This is a genomic window from Rhodococcus sp. NPDC078407 (genome assembly GCF_044542515.1).
In the GTDB taxonomy this organism is placed as follows: Bacteria; Actinomycetota; Actinomycetes; order Mycobacteriales; family Mycobacteriaceae; genus Rhodococcoides.
In genome coordinates, this window is sequence record NZ_JBITUQ010000004.1 from 111,360 (window position 1) to 136,713 (window position 25,354).

Sequence of the window (25,354 nt, forward strand, 5' to 3'; positions counted from 1 at the left end):
TCAACAGTAACCAGGCAGGATCAGCCCGGCAGCCTGACCGGCATCAACAGATACGTGTATTCGGACTGCGGCGCCGCGAACTTGCCGGCGTCGTCGGCCACGAGTTCCTCATCCGACGTCGGCCGCAGCACAGCAGGCCGGCTCGGCGTCGTGAAGCCGAATGTCACTTTGTCGCTGTGCAGTGAAGACAACCCGTCGATGAGGTATCCCGGGTTGAAGGCAATGGTCAATGCCTCGCCCTGGAAGTCCGCGGGCAGAGCCTCCTCGGCGCGACCTGCGTCGTCACCGCCGGCGGACAGCAGCACGCCGTCGGAGTTGAACTCCAGCCTCACCTGCGCACCGCGTTCGGCGACGAGTGCCACACGCTTGATGGCCTCGATCAACGATGCGATCTCCAGCGTCGCCACTGCGGTGTGCTCGGCGGGCAGAAGCTGACGGAACTTGGGGAACTCCGCATCGAGCAAGCGGGTGGTGGTGCGGCGCCCATCGCTGACGATACCGAGCAAACCGTCACTACCGATGGACGATCCCGAACCCAGAGCTAGTTCGACCGGCGAACCGGAGTTGCCGCCGAGAGTCTTGGCCGACTCCGACAACGTCTTGGCCGGAATGAGTACCGCGGTGGTGGTGTCGGTGCCTGCAGGAGTCCAATCGACCTCACGAACCGCCAACCGGAAACGGTCGGTGGCAGCGAGAACGACGTGGGTGCCATCGATCTCGACGCGGATACCGGTGAGCATGGGAAGCGTGTCGTCCTTGCCCGCCGCAATCGCGACCTGGGCAATTGCTTCGGAGAACACGTCGCCGGCTAGCGAACCGGTGTTGCTCGGCAGCTCCGGCAGCTGCGGGTAATCCTCCACCGGCATCGTCGGCAGTGAGAACTTGGCGCTTCCGCAATTGACCAGGACTCGGGTTCCGTCGACGGTGACGTCCACGGGCTTGTTCGGCAGAGACTTGGTGATATCGGCAAGTAGCTTGCCCGACACCAGAACTCGGCCGGCCGTAGCGACTTCTGCCGACACTTTGACCTGAGCGGACACCTCGTAGTCGAATCCTGAGACCGTCAGACCCTGCTCGTCGGCGGCCAGCAAGACGCCACCGAGAACGGGAACCGGAGGCCGGGACGGCAGGCTACGAGCCACCCACGCCACGGAATCGGAAAAATCTTCACGAGCAACGCGAAACTTCAAACTTCCAAGCTCCATCGCTCGGCATTTCCTCTCGTTCGGTGGCGTTCGTCTTCACAGCCGAGCGGTGCAACCTCGATCGTTGCGGCTCGAACCGATGCAACGACGAGTCTGGCACATCCAGCGCAAGCACACCGTATGCCCTCCGCAGCGAAGTTGAAAGCTCGGGCATCGGCCGCGATCGAGTAATTCGTCGATCCTGCGAAGCCTGTGAACGGATCGTTCCCCAACACCTGTTTTCAAAGAAGTTCTTTCAAGGAGAGAACAGAAGTATTAATAGGTCCTGTGCAATCTGTGCACGGACACCTCTATCCGCTGGTGGCTTCGCGTGGTGTCGTGGGGATGAACTCGGGACCAATGTGCGGTGGATGCTCGGCAGCCTGTGGACGAATCACATCGGTGCACAGGCGCCCACATTCCATCCCCAGAACTTCGATGTTGTCCACATGGTTATCCACAGGTGTGAATCAATGGTCGAGCCCTCGAAGATCGACCGAAAATCCGACCGCCCATGTCGTCGGACCTTCGGTCGGCGAACACCGACGGCACCGAACCCGTCATGGGATTCGGTGCCGTCTGGCCGTGCATGCGAACAGGGGAGCTCTAACGTTTCGAGCGTTGCTTGATCCGCGCAGTGAGTTCCTGGACCTGGTCGTAAACCTTGCGACGCTCTGTCATCTCCTTGCGGATCTTCTTGTCCGCGTACATGACCGTCGTGTGATCACGGCCGAACGTCTGGCCGATCTTGGGCAAGGACAGGTCGGTGAGCTCGCGGCAGAGATACATGGCGATCTGCCTGGCCATCGCCAGCGCCCTGGCCTTACCCGGACCGCACAGGTCCTCGATCGAGGTGTTGAAGTACTCCGCCGTGACGGCCATGATCGTCGCCGCATTGATCTCGAGACTCGACGAATCGGGAATCAGATCACGCAGCACCACTTCCGCCAGAGTGAGGTCGAGGGCCTGCCCGTTGAGCGACGCGAACGCTGTCACGCGAATGAGGGCACCTTCGAGCTCGCGGATGTTGCGTTCGATTCGGCTGGCGATCAGCTCGAGAACATCGTGTGGGACGTCCAGGCGGTCCATACGAGCCTTCTTGCTCAGAATCGCAATGCGCGTCTCGAGCTCGGGTGGCTGTACGTCGGTGATCAGGCCCCACTCGAATCGGGTACGAAGTCGTTCCTCGAGGGTCGCCAATTGCTTGGGGGGCCGATCGGAGGAGACCACGATCTGCTTGTTCGCGTTGTGCAGGGTGTTGAAGGTGTGGAAGAACTCCTCCTGGATACCTTCCTTGCCTTCGATGAACTGGATGTCGTCGACGAGCAATACGTCCGTCTCGCGGTACCGGCGCTTGAACGCCACCTTGCGATCGTCACGAAGACTGTTGATGAAGTCGTTGGTGAACTCTTCGGTGGAGACGTATTTGACCCGCATGCCCGGGAACAGGCGCTGTGCGTAGTGACCGGCCGCGTGCAGGAGATGAGTTTTCCCCAGTCCCGACGCACCCCACACGAACAAGGGGTTGTATGCGCGCGCAGGTGCTTCGGCGATGGCCACCGCTGCGGCGTGAGCGAACCGATTGGAGGCACCGATGACGAACGTGTCGAAGGTGTACTTCGAGTTCAGACTGTTCGCGCCCGACGAGGGAGGCGTCGACTCCGGTGGTTTGGTGAAATACGTCGGCCACGAGTTCTGCACGCTGGCCAGCGCCTCACGTTCGTCGTCCACTTCTTCGTAGTCGGCGGTCTCGGAGTCCGAGGGCTCGTCGTCTCGACTGGTCAGCACTCGGCGCCGGTAAGTGGGCGAGCTGACGGCGTCGGGGAAGGCCGACCTCTCCGACTCGAGCTTCTCGTCCTCGGGAGCGGAGATGCGGACGCCGAGGCCCTCGACGCCCTGACCCAGATGCCGACCGAGCGCTCCCAGGATCGGTTCTCGAAGGTCTCGTTCGATGGCTTCCTGAGCGAAGGTCGACGGTACGGCCAGCAGGGCGAACCCCTGGGTCAGAGTCAACGGTTTGACCAGCGCGAGCCAGGCCTTCTGGCCCTTGGTCAGTGGAAGTCCACTGTGTCGGTCGGAAGTGAGTTCCGCGACCACCTCGGGCCAGATACGCGCGAGCGCATCCGGATCGTCGTTCACGTCGATCCCTCCGTTGTCGAGCATCGGTATCCCGGCGGCGGTCGCGCCGTCGAGCATCGGTCTCTCACGGGTACGACGCGTGAAACTCGTGCGTCATTTCCAGCCCGCGCGGCGTCGGCGTCCGATAGCGTCGTCGATCGTGCGTCACCGCGGCTGAGACCAGGGCCCGTCGGTGGACCCCGCAAGGTACGAATATGCCACCTGAACTGTGTTTCCACACAATTATCCACAGGTGTGGATAAACGACACCGATGTGACCCCAGGGCTCGCCCCGGTTCGTGCTATCGCACGCGTAGAAGTCTGACCTGCGTCGATGGTCGGTGTCTGTCGTGCGATCGAACGAACTGCGCCGGTTGGGGCGACCGTCGATGACGCAGATGACAGACTCGGCGGTGGAAATCTGTGCAGCCTGTGCATGAACGGCCCAGTCGATCGCTGCGGCGCTGGTTTGACCACCAGTGACTCGATCAGTACTCTCGAACAGTCACCCAATAGCGAGGTGGCCGATGCTTGCTGGCTGCTCACAGTCTGTCTTCACTCGGATTTCTCGCTCGGGAGGCTAGCGACTTCATCCGAACTCGCTGAGAACCTTTACAGCAGGCGCCGACAGATCGGCGTCGTCGAATCTCGAGGAGTGTTGACCGTGGCCAAGGGCAAGCGGACGTTCCAGCCGAACAATCGCCGCCGCGCGCGCGTTCATGGCTTCCGTCTTCGTATGCGTACCCGTGCGGGTCGTGCAATCGTTTCCGCACGTCGCGGCAAGGGCCGCAAAGAACTCACAGCCTGATAATCGTTCGTCCGAAGCTTGGAGCTCGGGATGCTTCCTGAGCCGAATCGGCTGCACCGCGCACGTGATTTCTCCGTGGTGATGCGTCGAGGACGCCGTACCGGTAGATCGGACCTGGTCGTACACGCAGTTGCGCGTGAAGATCAGGACATTGCATCCACCGTGCATGGACCACGCTTCGGATTGATCGTCAGCAAGGCAGTCGGGCCGGCCGTAACTCGTCATCGAGTTGCGCGCCGGCTTCGGCATATCTGCACCGACGTCACCGGTGAGCTCCCCGAGACCACCGACGTGGTGATCCGGGCATTGCCGGGAGCCGCGACCTCGTCCTCGGCAGATCTACTGGTTCAACTGCGTTCAGGATTGAAGAAGCTCGGTCTTCTCGAAGCTCCGAAGGGTCCGCCGTCATGACATTCATGGGCAACCTTCGTTCCATTCCTGCTCGAACGCTCATGTACCTCATCGGGTTGTACCGGACGTACGTGTCCCCGATGAGACCTCCTACCTGTCGCTTCTCCCCTACCTGCAGTGAATATGCCATCGAGGCACTTCAGGTACACGGGTTGATGAAGGGCTCGTTGTTGGCAGTCGTTCGCCTCCTCAAATGTGCTCCCTGGCACTCTGGAGGTTGGAACCCGGTGCCTGAGACCGGTAGGTGGCGCGCAACCGTCACCGAGCTGACCGAAACCGAGAAACACCACGATCTCCTGCGAGTGGAAGAACAGAGGAGTACATAGAGCCGTGCTCGACTTCATTTACTACCCGGTTGCCTGGATTCTCTGGGTGTGGCACAAGGTGTTCGGCTTTGTGTTCCAAGATCCCGGCAACGGTTTCGCCTGGGCATTGTCCGTCGTCTTCCTCGTCTTCACCCTCCGGCTGATCCTGTACAAGCCCTTCGTGAAGCAGGTCCGCACAACGCGGCAGATGCAGGAGCTGCAGCCGCAGATCAAGGCTCTGCAGAAGAAGTACGGCAAAGACAAGCAAAAAATGGCCGTCGAGATGCAGAAGCTGCAGAAGGAACACGGCTTCAACCCCTTGATGGGTTGCCTACCGGTGTTGGCACAGGCACCGGTGTTCATCGGTCTGTTCCACGTGCTGCGTTCGTTCAACCGCACAGGCACCGGCTTCGGACAGCTCGGGTTGACCCCCGAGGAGAACCGCGAGCTGTCGAACTACGCGTTCAACGTGGCCGACGTGCAGTCGTTCCTCGACGCTCGCCTGTTCGGAGCTCCCATCTCGGCGTGGATCACCATGCCGCAGGATCAGCTCAACGCGTTCGCCGTCGGTCCCGACGCGACCATTCCGTCCACGTGGGTCATCGCGGCCGTATCCATCCCCCTGATGATCATCGCGGCCATCATGACGCACCTGAACTCACGTGCGTCGGTGGCACGGCAGAGCGCCGCCGCAGCCGCGAACCCGCAGTCGGCGATCATGAACAAGCTGGCGTTGTACGTCTTCCCGTTGGGCGTTCTGGTGTTCGGCGCGCTGTTGCCGGTCGCCATCCTGCTCTACTGGGTCAGCAACAACACGTGGACCTACGCGCAGCAGCACCTCGTGTTCGGCAAGATCGACAAGGAAGAGGCCGCGAAGGTGGCGGCCGCTGTCGAGAAGCGCTCGGAGAACGCGCCGAAGCCTGGTGTCAAGCCGGTCTCGACCACCAAGCCCAAGCCCGGTGCGCGTCCCAAGCTGTCGAAAATGGCACCGGTAGGCGAGGACGCGACGACCGACGGCAGTGACGTCTCGAGCACAACCACTGGTGCCAGCGCCCAGGCCAAGCCGAGACCGCAGGCCAACCGGAACAAGTCGAACAAGCGCAAGCGGCGCTGACCGACACGTCGAGAGAAGGACGAACATGGCGGCGGACGTAGAAGCCCAGAACGACGAAGTCCATAATGCAGTCGGTGCGGTACCCGGGGATGGAGTGAATGACGTGATGGTCGAGACCGAACAGATCGGTGCGGTCGACGAGGCGGTGGTCGACGAGGCGGTGGTCGACGAGGCGGTGACCGAGAAGTCGGCTACTCCCGAGGTCGACGAGAAGACATCCGGCGAGGTCGCGTCGGACGATGATGATGACGACGACGAGGACTACTTGGTCGAGGAAGGCGAGATCGCCGGCGACTATCTCGAACAGCTCCTCGACGTTCTCGACTTCGATGGTGACATCGATCTCGACGTAGAAGGCGATCGAGCCATCGTCAGCATCGACGGTGGTGACGACCTCGCCAAGCTCGTGGGCCGTAAGGGCGAGGTCCTCGATGCGCTTCAAGAATTGACGCGGCTGGCCGTCCAGCAGTCCACCGGTGAGCGCAGCAAGCTGATGCTCGACGTGGCGGGCTGGCGAGCCAAGCGTCGTAGCGAACTGGGCGAGCTCGGTGCCGACGCAGCGCGCCGTGTCCTGGCATCGGGTGAGCGTGAAGAGCTGACTCCGATGACTCCGTTCGAGCGCAAGATCGTGCACGACGCGGTTGCCAAGATCGACGGTGTTGCCAGCGAGAGCACCGGTGTGGAGCCGTCGCGACGAGTTGTGGTCGTCAAGGCGTAACAGCTCCATACTCTCGTCAGCTCGAGAATCGATGGCCCCCACTTCGGTGGGGGCCATCGTTGTATCCGAACCGGTCTGTGAGCGACCGTGAATATCATGGATGTAATTCTCCGGATCGGGTCGACCACGCTCGTTTCAATCCGGTTTTATGGCTGGCGAAACGGATCGTGCCATGCGCGCTGCTTTCGTCACTGTGACGGGTGAATATGGCCATCACGTCGTCGTCGCGAAACGTCGAAAAATCGTGTTTCACGTGAAACAGTGACTTCGTCGGATGATTGAGAACCACGGCGTGTGCATGCTGAATTTCGTTCTCATCCCCAAGTTGTGTTGCTACGACGGATCGCCGCGTGTTGACTCGCACTCGTCAATGTGACTGCGTGGTCCCGTGAAAATGGTCAGCTCGCCAGAGACCCACGGCCGCGTCTGGTTGCGATCAGTCGTCGCTTCGGCTTGCTTCGGGAGGAATACCTAGATCGCGCAAGTCCTTGTGGAACCGCGAACCCATGCGAACGACGGCCGGCCCCGCGGCGAGGATCGTGTGCCGATCCACGATGGAGCTGGGTGGGCGGAGGCACCGCCGTTGTCGGCCGCCTATCTGTGTGCGATGTGTGCCCATGATCCGCTGTGTCGAATCCGATGCCTCATGACGGATCCAAGGGGTGGGGATCATCGCGAGGACGGACAGCACAGACCCGCCTCGGAATGACGTCGCATCCACCGCGAACTGTAGGACCGACGCGGCAACCCCCTGACCCGGTCGCCGCTCTGTTCTATCGCAGTCCTGTTCTATCGCCGGCGTCTTCGGCCCTCGATGGGTGCTGAAGATTTCGACCGCACATCTCCCCCGCCCCGTGCCATTGGCGCGCCCACTCCTCGCACGCGCGAGTGTTCTTGTCATACGCGAGCCAGATAGCCCCCCTGGCGATAGCGAGTACCCGCGCACCTGCCGAACGCGCGCGCTTCTGCCGAGACCCGGTAGCTTCACCAGGATGGCCCGGACAGAAGTTCCCGCGGCCCGGGGGTAGGCGGTCTGGGCGTTCAGCTCATCCGGCGAATCGGGCTAAGTTTGGGCCCAGCCATCCGCAGCCGGGGTTGCGAAATAAAGGGACTGGGAGTTCGTGATGAGTCATGTGCCGGATTGGCCTCGAGTACGGGTAGCTATTCGTTGGTTCTCGCACAATCTCGACTGGAGGGCAGTTGAGTGCAACGGACTGAGAGCGGTGGCACCCCAGTCATCGAGTTGACTGGGCCCTGGACGGCCTCGCCTACTGATCTGATTGTCGGTGATCTCGTCGGGCTCGCACTTGTCGAGATGCCCGCCTATCTCATCAGTAGATGTACACAGCGATCCCTGCACACACCGCAGTTTCACGTGAAACATCGGCCGTAAGCGCCAGCGACTTGGGCGGTGGGTGAGGCGCGGGTAGGGCAACGCAGGCGGAGTTGGCGGGTGACGAAGAGGTCGTCGGGCCTTCAGCCCCGATCGGCATGCGGAGAACAGAGTCGGCAGAACTGGGTCTCGAAAGCACGCCGGAAGGTAGAGATCCGGATTGGCACCAAGAGTGTTTCGGATACACCGATCCGTCGCAGTTTCATGTGAAACATCGCAAGTGTATTGCCGACCAACTTCTCTGCTTTCGACAGCAGACCGAACTGCAGCCTAGATTGAAAGTCGGACTCGGACGCGGATGGGCGTGCCGCCACCCGCGAAGCGGACCTGATGAGTAGTTACAACATTGTCGTTTGGCGTTCCGCGCCTCAGCACGGGAAGATGTTTCACGTGGAACAAGAACGCTCGGATAGCACCCAGTTGATGGCGATCGCTGAGCAGATTTTTGGGGATCGACTGGAGCTTGCCCAGAGGTATCACGACTCGCTGGCGACGGCAGGTGTCGAACGTGGGCTGATCGGACCTCGAGAAGTTCCACGTCTCTGGGAACGACACATCCTCAACTGCGCGGCGATAGGCGAACTGATCGACGAGGGCGAGGCCGTCGTGGATATCGGTAGCGGTGCGGGACTCCCCGGAATCCCGTTGGCCATCGCACGGCCGGACTTGCGGGTGACTCTCGTCGAACCCCTGCTGCGTCGAACCGTCTATCTCGCCGAGTTCATCGAAGAACTGGACCTGAACGTATTGGTGGTCCGCGGTCGCGCTGAGCAACCGGGGGTCAAGAAAGAAGCAGGCGGCGCCGATGTGGTGACGTCGAGGGCAGTTGCGCCGTTGGAGAAGCTCGCCAAGTGGTCGCTCCCTCTGGTTCACGAACACGGGCGAATGCTGGCTTTGAAGGGATCGAGCGCCGGCGAGGAGATCGAACGGGACCGGGCTTCCCTCACGCGGATGGGTGCTGGCAAGCTGGAGGTAGTGGAGTGCGGAGTGGGTCTTCTCCCCACTCCGACCATCGTTGTAAGAGCGATACGCCAGCCACGGAGATCAGGTCGTCACTGACCTTCGGTGGTGAGGCTTTCGAGTCTCACGCTCGTTTCAGTCGGTCGTATTCAACACAGTCAGTGCCGCACTAAGGAGCACATATGTCGGGTGGGTCCAATCCCGCTGTTTCACGTGAAACAGCAGCCAAGAAGAACGCGTCCAACGCGTCCGAATCCGGGTCGAAGAAAAGCTCGGACTTCGAATACACCAACGCGATTTCACCCGATGACACTCCGATCGGTGCTGCAGCCCACCGAGCCAGTCAGGTGCTGCATCCGGGGTCGGTGTCGCTCCCGAAGCCGGCGAAGCGGCGCATGCTGACGATCGCCAACCAGAAGGGCGGGGTCGGTAAAACCACAACCGCGGTGAACTTGGCCGCTGCGTTGGCTCTGCAGGGTCTGACGGTTCTCGTGGTGGATCTGGACCCTCAGGGCAACGCCAGCACGGCGCTGGGCGTCGAGCATCACTCCGGTGTGCCATCGAGCTACGAGGTGCTGATCGGCGAAGTCAGCGCCAAGGATGCAGTCCAGCAGAGTCCGCACAGCGAGCGATTGTTCTGCATTCCAGCGACCATCGATCTTGCCGGAGCCGAGATCGAGCTCGTGTCGATGGTTGCCCGGGAAGGCCGGCTGAAGACAGCTCTGTCGATCGAGGAGCTCGCCGGCATCGACGCCGACTTCATTCTGATCGACTGCCCGCCATCGCTCGGTCTGCTGACCGTCAACGCACTCGTGGCTGCCACCGAGGTACTCATTCCGATTCAATGCGAGTACTACGCCCTGGAAGGTGTGGGCCAGCTTCTGCGCAACATCGAGTTGGTGCAGTCCCATCTCAATCCGGAGTTGCATGTGTCCACGGTGATCTTGACGATGTACGACGGCCGCACGAAGTTGGCGGATCAGGTTGCCGAGGAAGTGCGCAAGCACTTCGGTGATGCGGTTCTGCGGGCCGTCATTCCGAGGAGCGTGAAGGTATCCGAGGCACCTGGTTACGGAATGACGGTCCTCGATTACGACCCCGGTTCACGTGGTGCGATGAGCTACCTGGACGCCGGACGGGAACTTGCCGCGCGATCGGCCGGCATCGACGAAGCACGAAAGAAGTAATCAGATGAGCCAAGCACGTAAAGGCGGTCTGGGCCGTGGCCTGGCCTCGCTCATCCCCACAGGCCCCGATGCCGGACCGCGTCTCGGTAATGCCGCAGCGGACGTCATTATCGGTGCGGATCGTAATGCGAAGGACAAGCCGGATACGTCCACCAAGTCGAAGCGCACTTCGTCGTCCGACGACGCGACCGAGACCGCCACGGCACCGACACCGACACCGCCAGTCCTCAACGGAGACGACCTCTCCCCCGTTGGTGCGGTCTATCGCGAGATTGCCCCGGACCGCATCGAGGCGAATCCCAAGCAGCCGAGACACGTCTTCGATGACGAATCGCTGGCTGAATTGGTGCATTCGATTCGCGAGTTCGGGCTCATGCAACCCATCGTCGTACGGCTGATATCGGGTTCTGTCGCTGGCGCCGACGACAAATATCAGCTCGTCATGGGCGAGCGGCGATGGCGTGCCAGCCAGGAAGCCGGCCTCGACACGATCCCTGCGATCGTTCGTGAGACCGCCGACGACGCAATGCTGCGCGATGCGTTACTCGAAAACATCCACCGAGTTCAGCTCAATCCGCTCGAAGAAGCGTCGGCGTATCAGCAACTGCTCGAGGAATTCGACGTCACCCACGAGGAACTGGCGGCGAAAATCGGTCGCTCTCGGCCGGTGGTGACCAACATGATTCGACTGTTGAAACTGCCAATTCCGGTTCAGCGTCGTGTGGCGGCAGGTGTTCTGTCCGCTGGACATGCCCGTGCATTGCTGTCGCTCGATGCTGGGTCCGATGCCCAGGAGTCGCTGGCCGCCCGAATCGTCGCCGAAGGACTGTCCGTCCGTGCGACCGAGGAAGCCGTGACACTTGCGAATCGGGAAGACGGAACGAACCCGGAACCGGCACCCCGGCGCAAACCGATTCAGATGCCGGGGCTCCAGGATGTTGCCGATCGGCTCTCCGACTCGTTCGATACGCGGGTCACAGTGAGTCTGGGCAAGCGAAAAGGGAAGATTGTGGTCGAATTCGGGTCGGTCGACGACCTCGAAAGGATCGTCGAGATGATGGAAGCGCAGAAGAAAAAGTAGCCGCGTTTTTTCAGGACCAGACATACGCGGGAGAAACGTCACTGTGACCTAGCTCGGCGATCGGCCGTCCTGAGGAACTGTGTCGGAGACGAAAAGTACTGTGATGCACTGTGATTCGGAAAAGTGAGACGCCCGGACGGTGGCGCTGACGAATCGCATATTCTTGTCGAGGAGCAGATCGGCTCCGAGAGAGAATTTCCGCATCACAACGAATGCACGAAGGCTGAGGTAAGCGGTGTCGGCGATGGTGACCGGAGTGACGCTCGGTTCGTTCGAACATTTGCCGTCGCATTCGCGGCGCTGCAGCTTCTGGGTTCTCGATCCTGCATCGGAAGATTCCTCGGTCGACCTCGAGTTCGAGAACGAGGTGTGGTTGTCGACCATCATGCTCGAGTGGGGTTCGTGTGGGCAGCTGTTGTCCGTCGACGGCAAGACCATCGGATGTGCGCTGTACAGCCCACCCCGTGCAGTTCCCCGGGCGACGACATTTCCGACATCGCCCGTCAGTCACGACGCGGTTCTACTGACGCAATTACGGATCGACTCTCCCGAGGATGCCGACTTGCATTCGGCAACCCTGATTCAGGCGGTTGTCGGAGATCTCGTCAATCGTGGTGTTCGCGCCCTGGAGGCGTTCGGTATTCGGCACAACGCCGACGACGCAGCACCCGTTGTTCCGAACGCGACTGCACAGCTGACATGTTCGGCATCGACGTGCATGATCGAAGCCGACTTCCTCGAAAAGGTCGGCTTCGAAGTGGTTGCGCCTCACCACAGATTTCCGAGACTGCGACTCGAACTGGATCGCGATCACGGCTGGAAGCAGGATGTCGAGTCTGCGTTGGAACAGTTGCTCATCGCAGCGAGTATCTCGGTCGTCGACATCGAACAGAAGTCGACCGTCGGTGCCAGGTGACCCTCGACCGGTGAATGAGGTGAGACCGGGAGATCAGGGACGATCGGCGGCGGCGAGTTCCTCGGCGAGCAATTCGGCGAACGTGAAGGTTCCGGTCGGCTGATCGTCCTGACCCAGAAGGTACAGACGTTTCACGGCGATCAGAATTGCCTCGGCGATGATGTCGCGGAATCGCGGATCGCTCAGCACCTCGACGTCGGATTCGTTGGTGAGGTATCCGACGTCGATCTGAATTGTCGGCATGTTGGTCAGGCGCAACAGATCCCACGTGCGTCCGTGGCTGCGGCAATCGAGAAGCGGTGTGCGGGCGACAATTTCACGCTGCACGTAGCTGGTCAGTACCTGGCCGATCATGGATGTGGAGCCGTGCGAATTACCGAAGTGGAAACTGGCGACTCCGTTGGCCAGCGGGCTCGTGCTCGATGCGCACCGGAGGGAGATCATCAGATCGGCACCCCACGCGTTGGCCGTCTCGGCGCGATCGGCCACGGAGGGATTGGTGCCCCGGGCGCGTGAGAGGAACGTGTCCATTCCGGTCGCGGCCATGCGGCCTTCGAGCCGGCTGGCCAGGTCCCACAGAATTTCCGATTCGGACACTCGACCCAAGGCACTGTCGACGACGAGTCCTGTGTCGGCACCGCCGAGGTCGGGATCGATCACGATGCGCTTGCCGGTCAGCTGAGGGCCGGACTTGCGGACGAGTTCTTCCTCGCTCATCGCATGGGGCGATCCGCCGGTGACGCGCGTTCCGAGCAGGTCGAGTGAGCGCAACGTTGCCGGGCCGCAGATTCCGTCCGGGGAGAGACCGATCTCGCGTTGGAACGAGGACAGGCCCTCATGAGTCCTGGGACCGAAGAAGCCGTCGACGCGTTCGCTGTAGAAACCGAGGTCCTGCAGGCGCGTCTGCAAGGAAGCGACGTCATCTCCGTAGAGCGGAGCGGACAACTGGTAGATGAGGGTTCGCGCACCGAGGTGGTACGAGGCTTCTTTCAAAGCGCGATACGTGGCCGGGCCGACGATGCCGTCGACCAACAGGCCGCGATGCTGCTGGAATGCACGTACGGCACCGCCGAGGGCACCATCGAAAACGGAGCCAGGAGCGGTCCAGTGACCGTCGTCCATCGGACCGGGCGGAACCACGGCCTCATGGAGAAAGCCGAGAGCCGACAGGGTGCCGCGGACCTCGGCTACGGCGGGTCCGGAATCGCCGTGACTGAGTTCCTGCATCCTGGACGAAACCTCTCGATCGTTCTGACGGCACCTGCACCCGTATGTGGCTGATGTGCCGACGGCACGCATCGGCACATCAGACGATTGTCGCAGAAAGACTGCCTTCCGCTGCAATCCACACGGTGATCAGGTGAGTCAGATAACGCCTTCGAGGTCCTTGAGCAGGGCGGCCTTGCCCTTGGCACCGACGATCTGCTTGACCGGCTTGCCGCCCTGGAACAAGATCAGCGTCGGAATCGACATGACCTTGAAGTCACGAGCGGCCTGCGGGTTGGCATCGATGTCGAGCTTGGCGATCGTCAGCTTGTCCTTGTGCTCGGCGGCGATCTCCTCGAGAACCGGGGCTACCATCTTGCACGGTCCGCACCAGGTGGCCCAGAAGTCGACGAGGACGGGCTTTTCGCTGGTCAGGACGTCGTCGGCAAACGATGCGTCGGTGATGGTGACTGTGCTCTTGTCGTCGGACATGTGTATCTCCTCGATGAGTGAAGCTGTGTGTGAGTGGAAGCCGGTCAGGCGTTGACGGCGTCGACGGGCTGGTCGGCGTGCTCGAGCGTGTTGCTGGTAGTGTCGCCCTGCTCGGCCAGCCAGCGCTCGGCGTCGATGGAAGCGGTACATCCCGTGCCGGCAGCGGTGATCGCCTGCTGGTAGACGTGGTCGACGAGGTCTCCGGCTGCGAACACGCCCTCGACGGAGGTGGCCGACGTGGGCGACGAGACCTTGACGTAGCCGGCGTCGTCGAGCTCGACCTGGCCCTTGACCAGCTCGTTGCGCGGGTCGTGGCCGATGGCAACGAACATGCCGGTGACGTCGAGGGTGGTCTTCTCCCCGGTCACAGCGTGCTCGAGCGCGATCCCGGTGACACTGGTCTCGCCCAGAACTTCGAGGACCTTGGTGTCGGTGAGGAACCGGATCTTGTCGTTGTTCTTGGCCCGCTCGAGCATGATGCGCGATGCACGGAATTCGCTGCGGCGGTGCACGATCGTGACGCTGCGCGCGAATCGGGTGAGGAAGGTGGCCTCCTCCATGGCCGAGTCGCCGCCGCCGATGACGGCGATGTCCTGGTCGCGGAAGAAGAAGCCGTCGCAGGTGGCGCAGGCGCTGACGCCGCGTCCGAGCAGCTTCTCTTCACCGGGGATCGACAGGTACCGCGCTGCTGCTCCCATGGCGAGGATGATGGCGCGGGCTCGGTAAGTCTCGCCGCCCGCGGAGACGGTCTTGATCGGACCGGTCAGATCGAGTTCCTCGACGTCCTCGGTGCGAATGTCGGCACCGAATCGCTGCGCCTGCTCGCGCATCTGTTCCATCAGATCGGGGCCCATGATGCCCTCGCGGAATCCGGGGAAGTTCTCGACCTCGGTGGTTGTCATGAGCGCACCACCGAACTGGGTTCCCTCGAACAGGATCGGTTCCAGCTCTGCGCGGGCGGCGTAGACGCCGGCGGTGTAACCAGCCGGTCCCGAGCCGACGATGATGAGATCGTGAACCTTGGGGGTACTCAATGCAGACCTTCCGATCATGTGCGGGTGTACTGGCCGCCGACAGCCGGTGCACATTGCACGCGCCGGTCGACGTACATCTGGTCAACACCACCCTAGAGGCAGTTGTTCCCGCCGTAGAGGTGTGTCAGCCGATATCGCGTCGCGTCAGGATATCGGGGTTGTTGCCCCCGCACTCGTGTCCTACGGCAAGGGCGATGAACCGGCCCGGCTGCGCACCTGCCAGCACCAGCAGGGTGCCGTCTCGGCCGTCGACTCTGACCTGACTGGATCCGAGTACGGGCGTCGTCGAGTCGACGGAATTGGCCGCCAGACAAGACGCCAGGTCGACTGGATCCGACAGCGCACCGGGATCGCGTTTGCCGATGATGCCGAACGCGAAGCCGGAGTCGAGGTCGTTGGAATCGAGGACCAGCGAACCTTCGGGGGCCGGCGACGACGGCCCGGCGGCTACGGACTCGGACGCGTCCGGGGTGCGCCACACCGTCGCGAACACGATCGATCCGACAGCGAGAAATGCTGCGGCAGCGGCAATTCCGACAACGAGGTGACGGCTGCGAGACCGGAACGGAACGACAACCGGATCGCTGGACCGCGGAGCGGACTGCTCGACGGAATCGATCGTACGATCGATGCGCTCGACGACGTCGGCCGGAATCGTCAACGTCCCGGTGGGATCCTCGCCCACCTCGCGCAGTCGAGCCGATACCGCGTCCAGACCGGCAAGGATGCGCATCGACTCCTCGTCGCGACGGACCAACGGCCACAGCCGGCTGCTCACATCCTCGGGAAGGGCGTCGGCGTGCAGTTCGGCCAGCAGCTCCGGTGAGTACGGGGCATCGGGTAGGGCGTCGGTGCTCGACGACACGATCTTGCCTCCCTTCGCCGAATCTACTTTCTCTCTCACACGATATAGACGCGAGAGGACTAGATTCGGTTCCCTGCATCTTTCAAGTAGGCAAGCTGTGTCGACAACTTGAGTCGACCCCGCGCGCATCGACTCTTGACGGTGCCGGTGGGAACGCCGAGTAGCGCGGCTGCGTCGGCCACCGAATATCCCTCCATGTCCACGATGACGACGGCTGCGCGCTGATCGGCCGGCAGCGTCATCAGAGCCTGCCGAACCAGAATGGTGGTTTCCGTCTCGGAGATGCGGTCCCGCGGCGATGCGAGCTCGTGACTCTCGTTCTCGTTCAACGGAACCGAGGGCCGTGCTTTGTTTCGACGAATTCGGTCCAGACAGGCGTTGACGACGATCTTGTGCAACCAACTGCGCACGGCTGCGTCGGCACGAAACGATCCGGCAGTCCGATGTGCCGAGAGCAGAGCCTCCTGCAGAGCATCGGAGGCGTCCTCGGGTGTGTAGCTCGTGCGACGAGCCGTCAGCCACAGATGCTCGCGATGTCGACTGATCAATGTTGCGAATGCGTTCGGCTCCCCGGCCGCGTGAGCAGCCAGAAGTTCCGCATCCGTGCGCTCCCCTGGCGCCGAATCGATACGTTCGGTCATACGAAAACGGCTCCCCCCGTGTTAACGCATTGGGGGGAGCCTAGGCCATGAAGACCGTGAAGTACGAAACGAGCCTTTATTGCCTACCGAGAGTCGGGTCTAGGAGTCGAAACCGATCCCGGAGATCGATGTGGCAATGCGCCCACCCTGCTCTCCGAGGGTCGTGATCCAGACCAGCACGTTCCCGGTGGACTCGGTGCCGTCGAGCGCGATGTCGGTGCGTCCGTTCTGCAGTGTCGCTTCACCGAGGAGGGTGGTGTCGGACAAGCTCGGCGAGTCGTTCGGTGCGGATCTGATCTCGACGACGGTTCCCGGGGACGACGACTCGATCCACGCATTCCGCAGCGTCGTCGACGGGATCGTGACGAGCAGGCCGACGCCGTCCTTGAGGGCGGGGAACTGCTGGAAGTACGAATCGGTCGTCCACGCCGTACTGGGGTCGTTGTCGATCGTGTTGGAGGCCGTGCCCGGGTTGTCTGCCGAACCCTCGGGCGAGAAGACACTGACTCCGTTCAGCGCAACCGGACCACCCGTCTGAGCCGGGGGTGCGTCGGATTCGCCGGCGGGCGGTGCCTCCGCCGGAGTGGTGAGGCCGAATTCCTGGCTGTCGAGAGGAGTATCCGTGCTGTCACCGGCTATCGAGGTGAACAGCCAGAAGCCGGCGAACGCAAGAACCACCACCGTCAGGGCACCGAGGACGGCGATGGCGATGTTGGTTCGCATCGACTTGGCCTTCTCGGCGGCGATCTCCTCGGGATCGGCGAGCGAGTGCCCACTGGCCCCCGGCGCGCGCTGACCCAATCGCAGAGCCGGCATCAGGTCTGTCTTGTCGTTGACGACGGCTGCCTGATCGAGCACGTGCTGCACGGTGGCAGCGGTGCGGATACCACTGTTCTGTTCGAGCGCCCGCACAGCGACGGCGGAGATCTCGAACGGCACGTCGGGTCGGACCTGCCTCGGCTCGAGCGGCGCGCCCTTGTCGTCCCGGTCGGCCGGTCGCATGCCGCCGACGCTGCGAGCCGGAGCCGCATCGCCGGACACGACGGATACGCCGGTGGCGTCGGACAACGGCCACTTGGCCGTGATCAGGGCGTAGAGCATGGCACCGAGACCACGGACGTCAGAACTCGGATCGGCGTCGGCGAGAGTGGCAGGGAAGGCGAGGACGGCGTTGCCGCTGGAGCTGATGCGCACGCGATCGGGGTGATCGATCGACAGGGCACCGCCGCTGCGATGAGCTGCCTCGGCCGCTGCTGCCAGCACCTTGATCGCGCGGGCCGCACCGGTGGGTGCGGGCACGGTGTCGGCCATTTCGCGTAGCGACCGGCCGGGCGTCCACTCCGCGACGACGATGCCGCCGGAGCTGCCACGCACCACGTCGAGCACGCGCGCGAGGCCGGGGGAATTGATCCGACCCAGACGCAGCGTGCGCGAGAGGATCGCCTGCGGACCCTCGGTGCGGTCGTTGGGTGAGGCGGTGGACTGCTGGTCGGCATCGACGAACGTCAGCGCCACCTCGCGATCCAGCTTGACGTCGTGGGCCTGCCAGAACTTGAGTCCGCGTGCGCCGCCGTGGGGGGCCAGCAGTCGATACCGACCACCGGCGACGGAGGCACCGGGAATGAGCGTCGGGCCGCGAAGGGTCCGCTCGGGCGCGGAGGCCGAGTCATCGGTGGAGCCGGGCTTGTCTTCGGAGCCGGACTCTTCGGAGGTGACGGGCTTGCCGGCACCGGCCGCGACCTTCTTGTCGGCCGGGGCCGTCGCGGTGGCGTCGGATTCGGGCTTCGAGGTCTTTTCGGTCGTCTTGTCGTCGGCGGGGCTCGACGCGGGTAGTTGCGCCTTCGAGATCGAAATCGTCTTGTCGGTTGGGCGTGACGCCAGAGCAGACTTCGAGATGGACACTGTTCGATCGGCCGGCTTCGGAGCAGGCTTGTCACCGGTCTCTTTGTTTCCGGACTCCGTCGAAGTCGCCTCCGCAGCCTTCTCCTGTGCATTTTCCTTCTGCGGGGCTTTTTCCTTCTGCTGGCCTTTGTCCTTTTGGCTGCCCTTGTCGGAATCCGCCGCAGTGCTAGGTGCCTCCGCGGACGCAGCAGTGCCGGCTTTGGAAGCAGCCGACGTCGTGGGCTCGGCCTTCACGGGCTCGGTGCGGTCCTGGGTGTCGACTTCGACTCCGCCGCTCGTTCGGTCGGCTTCGTTTGCTGGAGACTGTGCCGGCCCCCCAGCAACATCGTCGTCGGTCACTGTCACTCCTTCAGGCGAATATGCCCCGTGTTGTTCTGCAAACGGTCGACCCGCGTGAGCGTTTGCCCCCGGGTGCCGAAGACCAGGGTACGGGAGCCGATCCCGCGCAGTGTCCCATGTGGGCTCGGATCGAATAACCGGAATTACGCCGGTTTCTGCAGTGGCGAGGTCGGCCTCCTGCGATGCCGTTCCTCCGCGGAACCTCCGGACGAGCCGGCTCAGGGCCACCGTGACCGCCAGAACCTCCGGAATCTTGCCGAACCAGAGGATGGAGAACGTGATGCCGAGCATGGTGACGGCGTCGATCGCGACACGCAGGAAGTTGCCGAACCAGCCATTCGTCAGGGCATCGAGGCCCAGGATCCGGTCGATCGCGAGCATGGCTGCGCCGCCGGCGAGTGAGGCGAGAAGAACCAGCCAGATAGTCTTGCCGACGTTGGCCATCCGCAGGTTGCCCAGGCTCTTGTGCAGCAGATATCCGCCGATGATTGCGCCGACCGTGTAGCCCAGGCCGGTTGCGGTACCCAGGAGCAACACCACCTGATCCGGGTCCGACGCGACGATCGGGGCGAGCAGCGACAGGCCGATCTTGACGGCGGTGATGCCGAGGATGATCCAGGTGGGTGTCCAGGCCTTCTCGCGGGCGTAGAAGACGCGCAGGTGGATCAGGACGAGGGCATACGGGATGAGCGAGAAGGCCGACCAGCTCACGGCCTCGCCGAGCCGGCTGGCCACGGGCGCGAATCGACCGAATCCGTACAGCGCCTCGCCCACCCACGGCCCCGCGAAGGTCAGGAACACGACGATCGGTACCAGCGCGACCATCGTCAGGCGGGTGGCGACCGAGAGATCGTCGACGACCGACGGGGTGTCACCGTTGGCGGCGTTGCGGCTGAGTCTGGGCATGATGGCCGTCAGGACCGTGACACCGAGGATGCCGTAGGGCAGCTGCAGGACGATCCAGGCCTGCGAGTAGATCACGTTGCTCGCATCGTCGGTGCCCGACGCGATCCTGGTGGCGACGATCAGACCGATCTGGCTGATGACGACGTAGAGCACGATCGCCGCCGCCATCGTTCCGAACTTCTTCAAACGATCGTCGAATCCCCACAGCGGGCGCAGATCGATGCGTTCGCGGCGCAGCGCAGGAATCAGTGCAACGACCTGGGTGATGACACCGACGGTGACACCGAGTCCGAGAACGAGGATTTTGGGGTTGCTCATCTCGATCGTGTTCAGCGTTATCTCGCCCGGAACGAAGGGGTACAGCGCGAAGACGCCGAGCACGACCAGATTGTTGAACACCGGTGCCCAGGCCCCGGGCTTGAAGTTCTGCCGCGTGTTCAATACCGCTGTGAGCAGGCCGGAGAGCCCGTAGAACATCAGCGCGGGTAACACCAGATAGGTGAACGCGATCGTCAGGTTCTCGTTGACCTTCGGATCGTTGTCCAGCAGCATTCGCGCCAGCAGCGGTGCCGCGATCGTTGCTGCGAGAGCCACTGTTCCGAGTAGCGCCACCGCGATGGTGAAGAGGCGTCGGACGAAGTCACGCCCGCCGTCGGCGTCTTCCTGCTCGGCCCTCACCAGCACCGGCACGACGATCGCGCCGAGTACTGCGCCGAGCACGAGCTCGGAAATCATGTTCGGCAGCACCGTCGAGACGGTGAACGCACTGGCCAGACCGGCACCGAGGGTGGCCGTCATGGCTACTTGCTTGGCGAATCCGGTGATGCGGCTGACCAGGGTCGCTACTGCGATCGATCCCGACGCGGCCAGCAACGACTTCTGCGGCCTGGGCTCGGGCTTGGGTGCCGAGTCGGACCCGCCGGGCGGAATGTCGGTCGGAGGAACCGTTCCCGATGGCGGCTGGGGATAGTCCTCCTCGCGGAACCGCGGGATGAGCTGGGTGACGGTGTCGTCGGCGGCCGGTTGCCCGTCGAGCGGGGGCGGAGCCGGATAGGAACGGAGCTCCGGTCGCGACTGCCGCTCCCAGGGCGCGGACCGCGGTGGCGTCGTACGCCGGAAGACCTGTGCTGCGGGCATACGCGACCTCGGCAGGTCCCCGTCGTACGGGACGTTTCCTGTCATGGTCTCTCGTACCCTTCGTCGGCCGGGTCGGGTTGGCCTCGGAATCGATGCCAGAGTCGTCGACCTGCAAGTAACAGTAGGAGAGCGCCGGCGCAGGCGGTAATTATCGCCAGCGCCTGGCCGTACGCGTTCGACCGTACGGACACCGTCGAGACCTCTCCGAGCCTGCTGCCGTCGAGCGTGGTGACGGAGAAATCGACCGAGAGGTTGCGGGTGTCGTCCACCTCGGCCGGCACGGTGATGGTTCGGGATCCGCGGGCCGGCAGCTGGGTGACACCGACGTCGCTGACGGTCATCTCCGGGGGCGCATCGACTCGGAGCAGCACGTTGACCGGTATCGGCAGGTCGTTGCGCGCGACCAGCAGCAACGGACTCTGCTCGGAGGCGAGGGTGTACACACCGCCCGGGGCCAGCACGGTCACCGATCCGTAGACGGCGTCGATGCCGATTCGGGTCGCGGCGAGTCGGGTGAAGGCCATGGTGCCGGCCCGTTCGTCCGCCGAACTGGCTCGACCGGCGGTCGACAAAGCGCGGAGCAAGTCCTCCCGGAGCGGGGCGGTGTACAGCCGTGGGGTGAGCGCCGACTGGGGGTCTTCGACCAGAGACTGCATCAGGGTCTCGATCCGAGCGCTCTGGGATCGGACCAGATCGATGGTGCCGGTATCGAGCTCGGTCGGTGCGTCGACGCTGGTTACCGGAACCCCCGAAGTGGGCTGCGCCAGTAGCTCCGACAGCGGCCGCGGCGTCGCCAACCCGGAGCGCAGCAGCGAGGAGACCGTCGACAAAATGGCCGACGGCTCGTCGCCCCCTGCCGTCCAGTACTGCGGCGGCGCGACGGTGACGCCGCGGCCCGGTCGTTCGGTGCCGACGAGAGCGTGGAAGTTGAGAGCACCTAGCGCATCCTGCAAGCGCGCTGTGCGGGAGTCGGTGGTGAGGTCGTAGCGCTGCTCGGCGGGAGTGAGAGCCGGCGTCGACGGGGTGGTCCCCACGCCGGCCAGCGCAGCTGCCGTGGCCGCGTCGTACTGGGCGGCGGCCAGCGTTGCTCCTGAATCGGTGGCTGCAGCGTCGGTCGAGAACAGCTGCGCCATCGGAGCCGATGTGGGAGGGCTGATGCTGTTGTCGGCCACCAACACGGTTCCGGTGCCCGCCGAGCGCAGGGCGTCGCCGGTATCGGCGTCGACGCCGCCGGTGGGACTCCAGGTGAAGCCGCGGGTCGAGGTGATGCCGAGAATCCCGTCGACCACATCGGCGGGCGTGGAGATCGCGCCCCGAATCAGCGAGGGATCGCCGATGTCGGCCACCGCGCCCAGGTCGGTCTGCGCGAACGGCATCGCCGTCACGCAGGTGCTCGACGCGATCGTCTCCAGGCGGGCGAGCCACTGGGAAGCAGCGGCACTTCCGGTGCCCTCGCGGGTCGTGCTGGCGGGATCGGCCGGGTCGTCGACGACGAGGTAGCCGCGGGTCATGTTCGAGACGGTGACGAGCAGGTCGGGGTCGATGCCGATGCACAGGGTCGACGCCAGGTTGCCGTCGGGATCGAGGCCCGGTTGCGTCGCGAACTCTACGGCCTTGAGCAAGGTGTCGAGTCGCCCGCCCGTGGCGAGTTCTCCGGCGAGCTCGTCGTCGATCAGTCGCACTCGCTCGTCGACCGAACCGGGTGATCCGGCGGCGAGGCGCGGAATGTCGGCCAGTGGCCACAGCACCGTCATCGCGACCGGGTTTCGGGTGTTCGGTGGCAACGGCGTCGCGTCGGGCGCCACGGGATTCTGCTCGGCGGGATTGCCGGGTAGGCCGACGACGGGGAGGAGGAAGCGTGCGTCGTCGAGTCGCGCGGTACCGCCGTACTCGGGCGTGCCGTTGACGTTGAGCAGCAGCGGATAGACGCCCGGCGTCTCGATTCCGAGCGAGGGCTCGGTGGTGCTGCGCAGCTGCATCGACAGGTCGAACTGCCGGCTCTCGTCCTTCTCCAACGACTCGGCCACCGTGACGAACTCGCCGACGCGGTCGAATCGGTCCTGGTCGAGGGTCAGCGAGGTTCGTAGCCCTGCCGCGGTGTCGATCGCGTCCGCGGCCTGCATGCGGACTCCGATGTCGTCGACGCGGCGGTCTCCGGTGTTCTTCACCGTCGCCCGGACGGTCACGAACGGATCGCTGCTGGTGGTGATGGTCGACGGGGCGACGGTCTCGACGCTCAACGTCAGAAAGGGATCACCGGTCTGCGTCATCGGGGTGTCCGGGGCGGCGCTGGTGGTCACCCCAGCGGGGGTGTCGGGCTGGCTGTCTGCGGGCTGGGCGGAAGCGCCGGCAAGTTGCCCGGGGTTCGCGGCCGCGGTGCCGATGGCAGGAGCTACCGCAAGGAGAAACGAGGTCAATGCGGCGGCAGTGACCTTCCGAGCCCGCATGGTCACGTCTCGCCGGGGGTCGGTGCGCTCGAGTTCCCGGTGTTCGTGTCGCGGTTCATGTCCTCGATGAGGCGGGTGGCGATGGCGGCGAGTTTGCGTTCGTCCGCGTAGGCGAGTCGGGACGGTAATTCGCTCAGCGGCACCCAGGCGACTTCGGTGACCTCGAGGTCCTCGTCCGAGAGTTCGCCACCGAGGAATCGGAGGAGGTAGTGATGGACGGTCTTGTGGACGCGTCGGCCCTCGGTGACGAACCAGTAGTCGATGCTGCCCAGCGACGCCAGGACGGTACCGCGAATGCCGGTTTCCTCGGCCACCTCGCGCATCGCCGTCTGTTCGGCGGTTTCGCCTTGCTCGATGTGTCCCTTGGGCAGGGACCAGAGCAGGCGTCCGCGGCGATCGGTGCGTCCGATCAGGGCGGCGCAGCGGGTGGCGGGCGGTCCGTCGAGGCCGTCGACCACCAGGCCCCCTGCCGAGGTTTCCCGGACGGTCCGCAGTTTGGGTGCATCGGTGTCGGCGCGTGTCTGACGCCGCCGCGGGTTGCGGCGACTCCTGTTCGATCGTTCGGCAGCAGACACCCGATCCATACTAGTTGCCCATGCGCACTCTTCCGTCGTGCCGCACCGCGCCCGACGGCCGAGACAATCGTGTTCCCGCTGCGCCAGTAGGCTCTTTCACCGTGGCCGATCAGTCCCTGTCTTCCGTTTCCGCCGAGCAGACCGATGCCCGACGGGAAAGATTGCTGGCCGCAGCAGCGGTGACCCTGCGTGAGCTCGCTCCGGTTCTGACTCCGCTCGGCGCTCTGTTCGCGGCCGCCGGGCACGAGCTGTACCTCGTCGGCGGATCGGTGCGTGACGCGGTGCTCGGCCGCCTCGGCACCGATCTGGATTTCACCACCGACGCCCGGCCCGAGGACGTTCAGGCGATGCTGACGGGCTGGGCCGATCATCAGTGGGATACCGGCATCGCGTTCGGCACGATCAGTGCGGCCAAGGAGGGCCAGCAGATCGAGATCACCACCTACCGCACCGATTCGTACGACCAGGTCTCCCGTAATCCCGAGGTGCAGTACGGCAACAGCCTCGACGAGGATCTCGTTCGACGCGATTTCACGGTCAACGCGATGGCCGTCCGCCTCGGAGCCGACGGTGCCCAGGAGTTCGTCGATCCGCTCGGTGGCATGGATGCGTTGCTCGAGGGTGTGCTGGACACTCCGTCGGCACCGGAGATCTCGTTCGGTGACGATCCCCTGCGGATGCTGCGGGCCGCGCGCTTCGTCTCCCAGTTGGGATTCACGCTGATGCCTCGGGTGCACCGGGCCATCGAGGACATGGCGGACCAGATCGACCGCATCACCGCCGAGCGGATCCAGGTGGAACTGGACAAACTGATACTCGGCGCACACCCGATCGACGGCATCGACGTGATGTGCGAAACGGGCTTGGCGCAGCGGATCATTCCCGAGGTGCCCGACATGAAGCTCGAGATCGACGAGCACCACCAGCACAAGGACGTGTACTGGCACTCGCTGACCGTGCTGAAGCAGGCGATCGATCTCGAGGACGGCGATCCTGATCTCGTATTGCGTTGGGCCGCATTGCTACACGACATCGGCAAGCCCGACACCAAGCGCAACGAGCCGGGCGGCGGGGTGAGCTTCCATCATCACGAGGTGGTCGGGGCCAAGATGGTGCGAAAGCGGATGCGCGCCTTGAAGTATTCGAAGAAAATGATCGAGGACGTCTCGCATCTGGTGTTTCTGCATCTGCGTTTCCACGGCTACGGTAAAGGCCAGTGGACCGACTCCGCCGTCCGCCGCTACGCCACCGACGCCGGCGAGCTACTTCCCAAGCTGCACAAGCTGGTTCGAGCCGATTCGACCACCAGGAACAAGCGTCGTGCGGCTGCCCTACAAGCCACCTACGACGATCTCGAGGAGCGGATCGCCCGTATCGCCGAGCAGGAGGACCTCGCGCGGGTACGCCCCGACCTCGACGGCAACGCGATCATGGAATTGCTGAACATCCCCGCCGGACCCGACGTGGGCAAGGCATGGAAGTTCCTGAAAGAACTGCGGCTCGATCGCGGCCCGCTCTCTCGCGAGGACGCCGAGGCCGCGCTGCTCGAGTGGTGGCCCACGCACTAGCTCGTCCCGCGCACGTGCACGAAACTTCGTAGCCCACTACGGGTTTC

General features: G+C 63.7%; 20 protein-coding genes. 10 read left to right on the top strand and 10 right to left on the bottom strand.

Annotation, left to right across the window (positions count from 1 at the left end):
• Positions 1-20: 20 nt before the first annotated feature.
• A complete protein-coding gene (dnaN, locus tag ACIGGF_RS06485) occupies positions 21-1,205 on the bottom strand; it encodes a DNA polymerase III subunit beta (protein WP_397520566.1) in 1,185 nt (394 codons plus the stop codon).
• 585 nt (positions 1,206-1,790) lie between these two features.
• Positions 1,791-3,323 (bottom strand): chromosomal replication initiator protein DnaA, encoded by a 1,533-nt coding sequence (gene dnaA, locus ACIGGF_RS06490; RefSeq protein ID WP_397520707.1) that lies wholly within the window; start codon positions 3,321-3,323, stop codon positions 1,791-1,793.
• A 643-nt stretch (positions 3,324-3,966) separates the two neighbouring features.
• Between dnaA and rpmH the strand changes: the two genes are divergently transcribed.
• The 9 genes from rpmH to ACIGGF_RS06535 all read left to right on the top strand — a co-directional run bounded on the left by rpmH (position 3,967) and on the right by ACIGGF_RS06535 (position 12,195).
• Positions 3,967-4,110, top strand: coding sequence for a 50S ribosomal protein L34 (gene rpmH / locus ACIGGF_RS06495; protein WP_026347786.1), 144 nt, complete (start codon positions 3,967-3,969; stop codon positions 4,108-4,110).
• A 30-nt stretch (positions 4,111-4,140) separates the two neighbouring features.
• Positions 4,141-4,521, top strand: a complete 381-nt coding sequence (gene rnpA, locus ACIGGF_RS06500; RefSeq protein ID WP_397520567.1) for a ribonuclease P protein component — start codon at positions 4,141-4,143, stop codon at positions 4,519-4,521.
• Entirely contained in the window at positions 4,518-4,847 is a 330-nt protein-coding gene (gene yidD, locus ACIGGF_RS06505) for a membrane protein insertion efficiency factor YidD (RefSeq protein WP_397520568.1), read from the top strand. Before rnpA ends, yidD begins: the two co-directional genes overlap by 4 nt.
• 4 nt (positions 4,848-4,851) lie before the next feature.
• A complete protein-coding gene (yidC, locus tag ACIGGF_RS06510; RefSeq protein ID WP_397520569.1) occupies positions 4,852-5,940 on the top strand; it encodes a membrane protein insertase YidC in 1,089 nt (362 codons plus the stop codon).
• Positions 5,941-6,046: 106 nt separating this feature from the next.
• A complete protein-coding gene (locus ACIGGF_RS06515) occupies positions 6,047-6,658 on the top strand; it encodes a protein jag (RefSeq protein WP_397520708.1) in 612 nt (203 codons plus the stop codon).
• 1,774 nt (positions 6,659-8,432) lie between these two features.
• The gene (rsmG, locus tag ACIGGF_RS06520) at positions 8,433-9,110 is read left to right on the top strand and encodes a 16S rRNA (guanine(527)-N(7))-methyltransferase RsmG (RefSeq protein WP_397520570.1); all 678 of its coding nucleotides are present in this window, start codon (positions 8,433-8,435) and stop codon (positions 9,108-9,110) included.
• Positions 9,111-9,193: 83 nt separating this feature from the next.
• Positions 9,194-10,198 carry a ParA family protein gene (locus tag ACIGGF_RS06525; protein ID WP_397520571.1) on the top strand — a complete coding sequence of 335 codons (1,005 nt, stop codon included), beginning with the start codon at positions 9,194-9,196 and terminating at the stop codon, positions 10,196-10,198.
• A 4-nt stretch (positions 10,199-10,202) separates the two neighbouring features.
• Positions 10,203-11,279: a ParB/RepB/Spo0J family partition protein gene (locus ACIGGF_RS06530; protein ID WP_397520572.1), complete on the top strand. Its 1,077-nt coding sequence runs from the start codon at positions 10,203-10,205 to the stop codon at positions 11,277-11,279.
• 235 nt (positions 11,280-11,514) lie between these two features.
• On the top strand, positions 11,515-12,195 hold the full coding sequence (locus ACIGGF_RS06535) for a GNAT family N-acetyltransferase (protein WP_397520573.1): 681 nt from the start codon (positions 11,515-11,517) through the stop codon (positions 12,193-12,195).
• 33 nt (positions 12,196-12,228) lie between these two features.
• Here ACIGGF_RS06535 and ACIGGF_RS06540 read toward each other — a convergent pair whose 3' ends face one another.
• From ACIGGF_RS06540 to ACIGGF_RS06575, 8 genes are all read right to left on the bottom strand, one after another.
• The gene (locus tag ACIGGF_RS06540; RefSeq protein ID WP_397520574.1) at positions 12,229-13,422 is read right to left on the bottom strand and encodes an N-acetylmuramoyl-L-alanine amidase; all 1,194 of its coding nucleotides are present in this window, start codon (positions 13,420-13,422) and stop codon (positions 12,229-12,231) included.
• A 138-nt stretch (positions 13,423-13,560) separates the two neighbouring features.
• On the bottom strand, positions 13,561-13,893 hold the full coding sequence (gene trxA, locus ACIGGF_RS06545) for a thioredoxin (RefSeq protein ID WP_037152116.1): 333 nt from the start codon (positions 13,891-13,893) through the stop codon (positions 13,561-13,563).
• 44 nt (positions 13,894-13,937) lie between these two features.
• Positions 13,938-14,927, bottom strand: a complete 990-nt coding sequence (trxB, locus tag ACIGGF_RS06550) for a thioredoxin-disulfide reductase (RefSeq protein ID WP_397520575.1) — start codon at positions 14,925-14,927, stop codon at positions 13,938-13,940.
• 124 nt (positions 14,928-15,051) lie between these two features.
• On the bottom strand, positions 15,052-15,792 hold the full coding sequence (locus ACIGGF_RS06555; RefSeq protein ID WP_397520576.1) for a hypothetical protein: 741 nt from the start codon (positions 15,790-15,792) through the stop codon (positions 15,052-15,054).
• A gap of 59 nt (positions 15,793-15,851) precedes the next feature.
• On the bottom strand, positions 15,852-16,433 hold the full coding sequence (gene sigM, locus ACIGGF_RS06560; protein WP_397520577.1) for an RNA polymerase sigma factor SigM: 582 nt from the start codon (positions 16,431-16,433) through the stop codon (positions 15,852-15,854).
• Positions 16,434-16,532: 99 nt separating this feature from the next.
• Complete coding sequence (locus tag ACIGGF_RS06565) at positions 16,533-20,762, bottom strand: lipid II flippase MurJ (RefSeq protein WP_397520578.1); 4,230 nt, start codon at positions 20,760-20,762, stop codon at positions 16,533-16,535.
• Positions 20,759-23,164 (bottom strand): glycoprotein, encoded by a 2,406-nt coding sequence (locus ACIGGF_RS06570; protein ID WP_397520579.1) that lies wholly within the window; start codon positions 23,162-23,164, stop codon positions 20,759-20,761. Before ACIGGF_RS06570 ends, ACIGGF_RS06565 begins: the two co-directional genes overlap by 4 nt.
• Positions 23,165-23,166: 2 nt before the next feature.
• Entirely contained in the window at positions 23,167-23,748 is a 582-nt protein-coding gene (locus ACIGGF_RS06575; protein WP_397520580.1) for an NUDIX hydrolase, read from the bottom strand.
• 92 nt (positions 23,749-23,840) lie between these two features.
• Between ACIGGF_RS06575 and ACIGGF_RS06580 the strand changes: the two genes are divergently transcribed.
• Positions 23,841-25,307: a CCA tRNA nucleotidyltransferase gene (locus ACIGGF_RS06580; RefSeq protein WP_397520581.1), complete on the top strand. Its 1,467-nt coding sequence runs from the start codon at positions 23,841-23,843 to the stop codon at positions 25,305-25,307.
• The last annotated feature ends 47 nt before the right edge of the window (positions 25,308-25,354 follow it).

What these genes read in the sequence shown, in the direction of transcription:
- ACIGGF_RS06540 (WP_397520574.1), bottom strand. Translation starts at nt 13,422, where the DNA reads ATGCAGGAACTCAGTCACGGCGATTCCGGACCCGCCGTAGCCGAGGTC.
- ACIGGF_RS06515 (WP_397520708.1), top strand. Translation starts at nt 6,047, where the DNA reads ATGGTCGAGACCGAACAGATCGGTGCGGTCGACGAGGCGGTGGTCGAC.
- ACIGGF_RS06575 (WP_397520580.1), bottom strand. Translation starts at nt 23,748, where the DNA reads ATGGATCGGGTGTCTGCTGCCGAACGATCGAACAGGAGTCGCCGCAAC.
- dnaN (WP_397520566.1), bottom strand. Translation starts at nt 1,205, where the DNA reads ATGGAGCTTGGAAGTTTGAAGTTTCGCGTTGCTCGTGAAGATTTTTCC.
- ACIGGF_RS06530 (WP_397520572.1), top strand. Translation starts at nt 10,203, where the DNA reads ATGAGCCAAGCACGTAAAGGCGGTCTGGGCCGTGGCCTGGCCTCGCTC.
- ACIGGF_RS06570 (WP_397520579.1), bottom strand. Translation starts at nt 23,164, where the DNA reads ATGCGGGCTCGGAAGGTCACTGCCGCCGCATTGACCTCGTTTCTCCTT.
- ACIGGF_RS06525 (WP_397520571.1), top strand. Translation starts at nt 9,194, where the DNA reads ATGTCGGGTGGGTCCAATCCCGCTGTTTCACGTGAAACAGCAGCCAAG.
- rsmG (WP_397520570.1), top strand. Translation starts at nt 8,433, where the DNA reads ATGTTTCACGTGGAACAAGAACGCTCGGATAGCACCCAGTTGATGGCG.
- trxA (WP_037152116.1), bottom strand. Translation starts at nt 13,893, where the DNA reads ATGTCCGACGACAAGAGCACAGTCACCATCACCGACGCATCGTTTGCC.
- yidD (WP_397520568.1), top strand. Translation starts at nt 4,518, where the DNA reads ATGACATTCATGGGCAACCTTCGTTCCATTCCTGCTCGAACGCTCATG.
- rnpA (WP_397520567.1), top strand. Translation starts at nt 4,141, where the DNA reads ATGCTTCCTGAGCCGAATCGGCTGCACCGCGCACGTGATTTCTCCGTG.
- sigM (WP_397520577.1), bottom strand. Translation starts at nt 16,433, where the DNA reads ATGACCGAACGTATCGATTCGGCGCCAGGGGAGCGCACGGATGCGGAA.
- ACIGGF_RS06565 (WP_397520578.1), bottom strand. Translation starts at nt 20,762, where the DNA reads ATGACAGGAAACGTCCCGTACGACGGGGACCTGCCGAGGTCGCGTATG.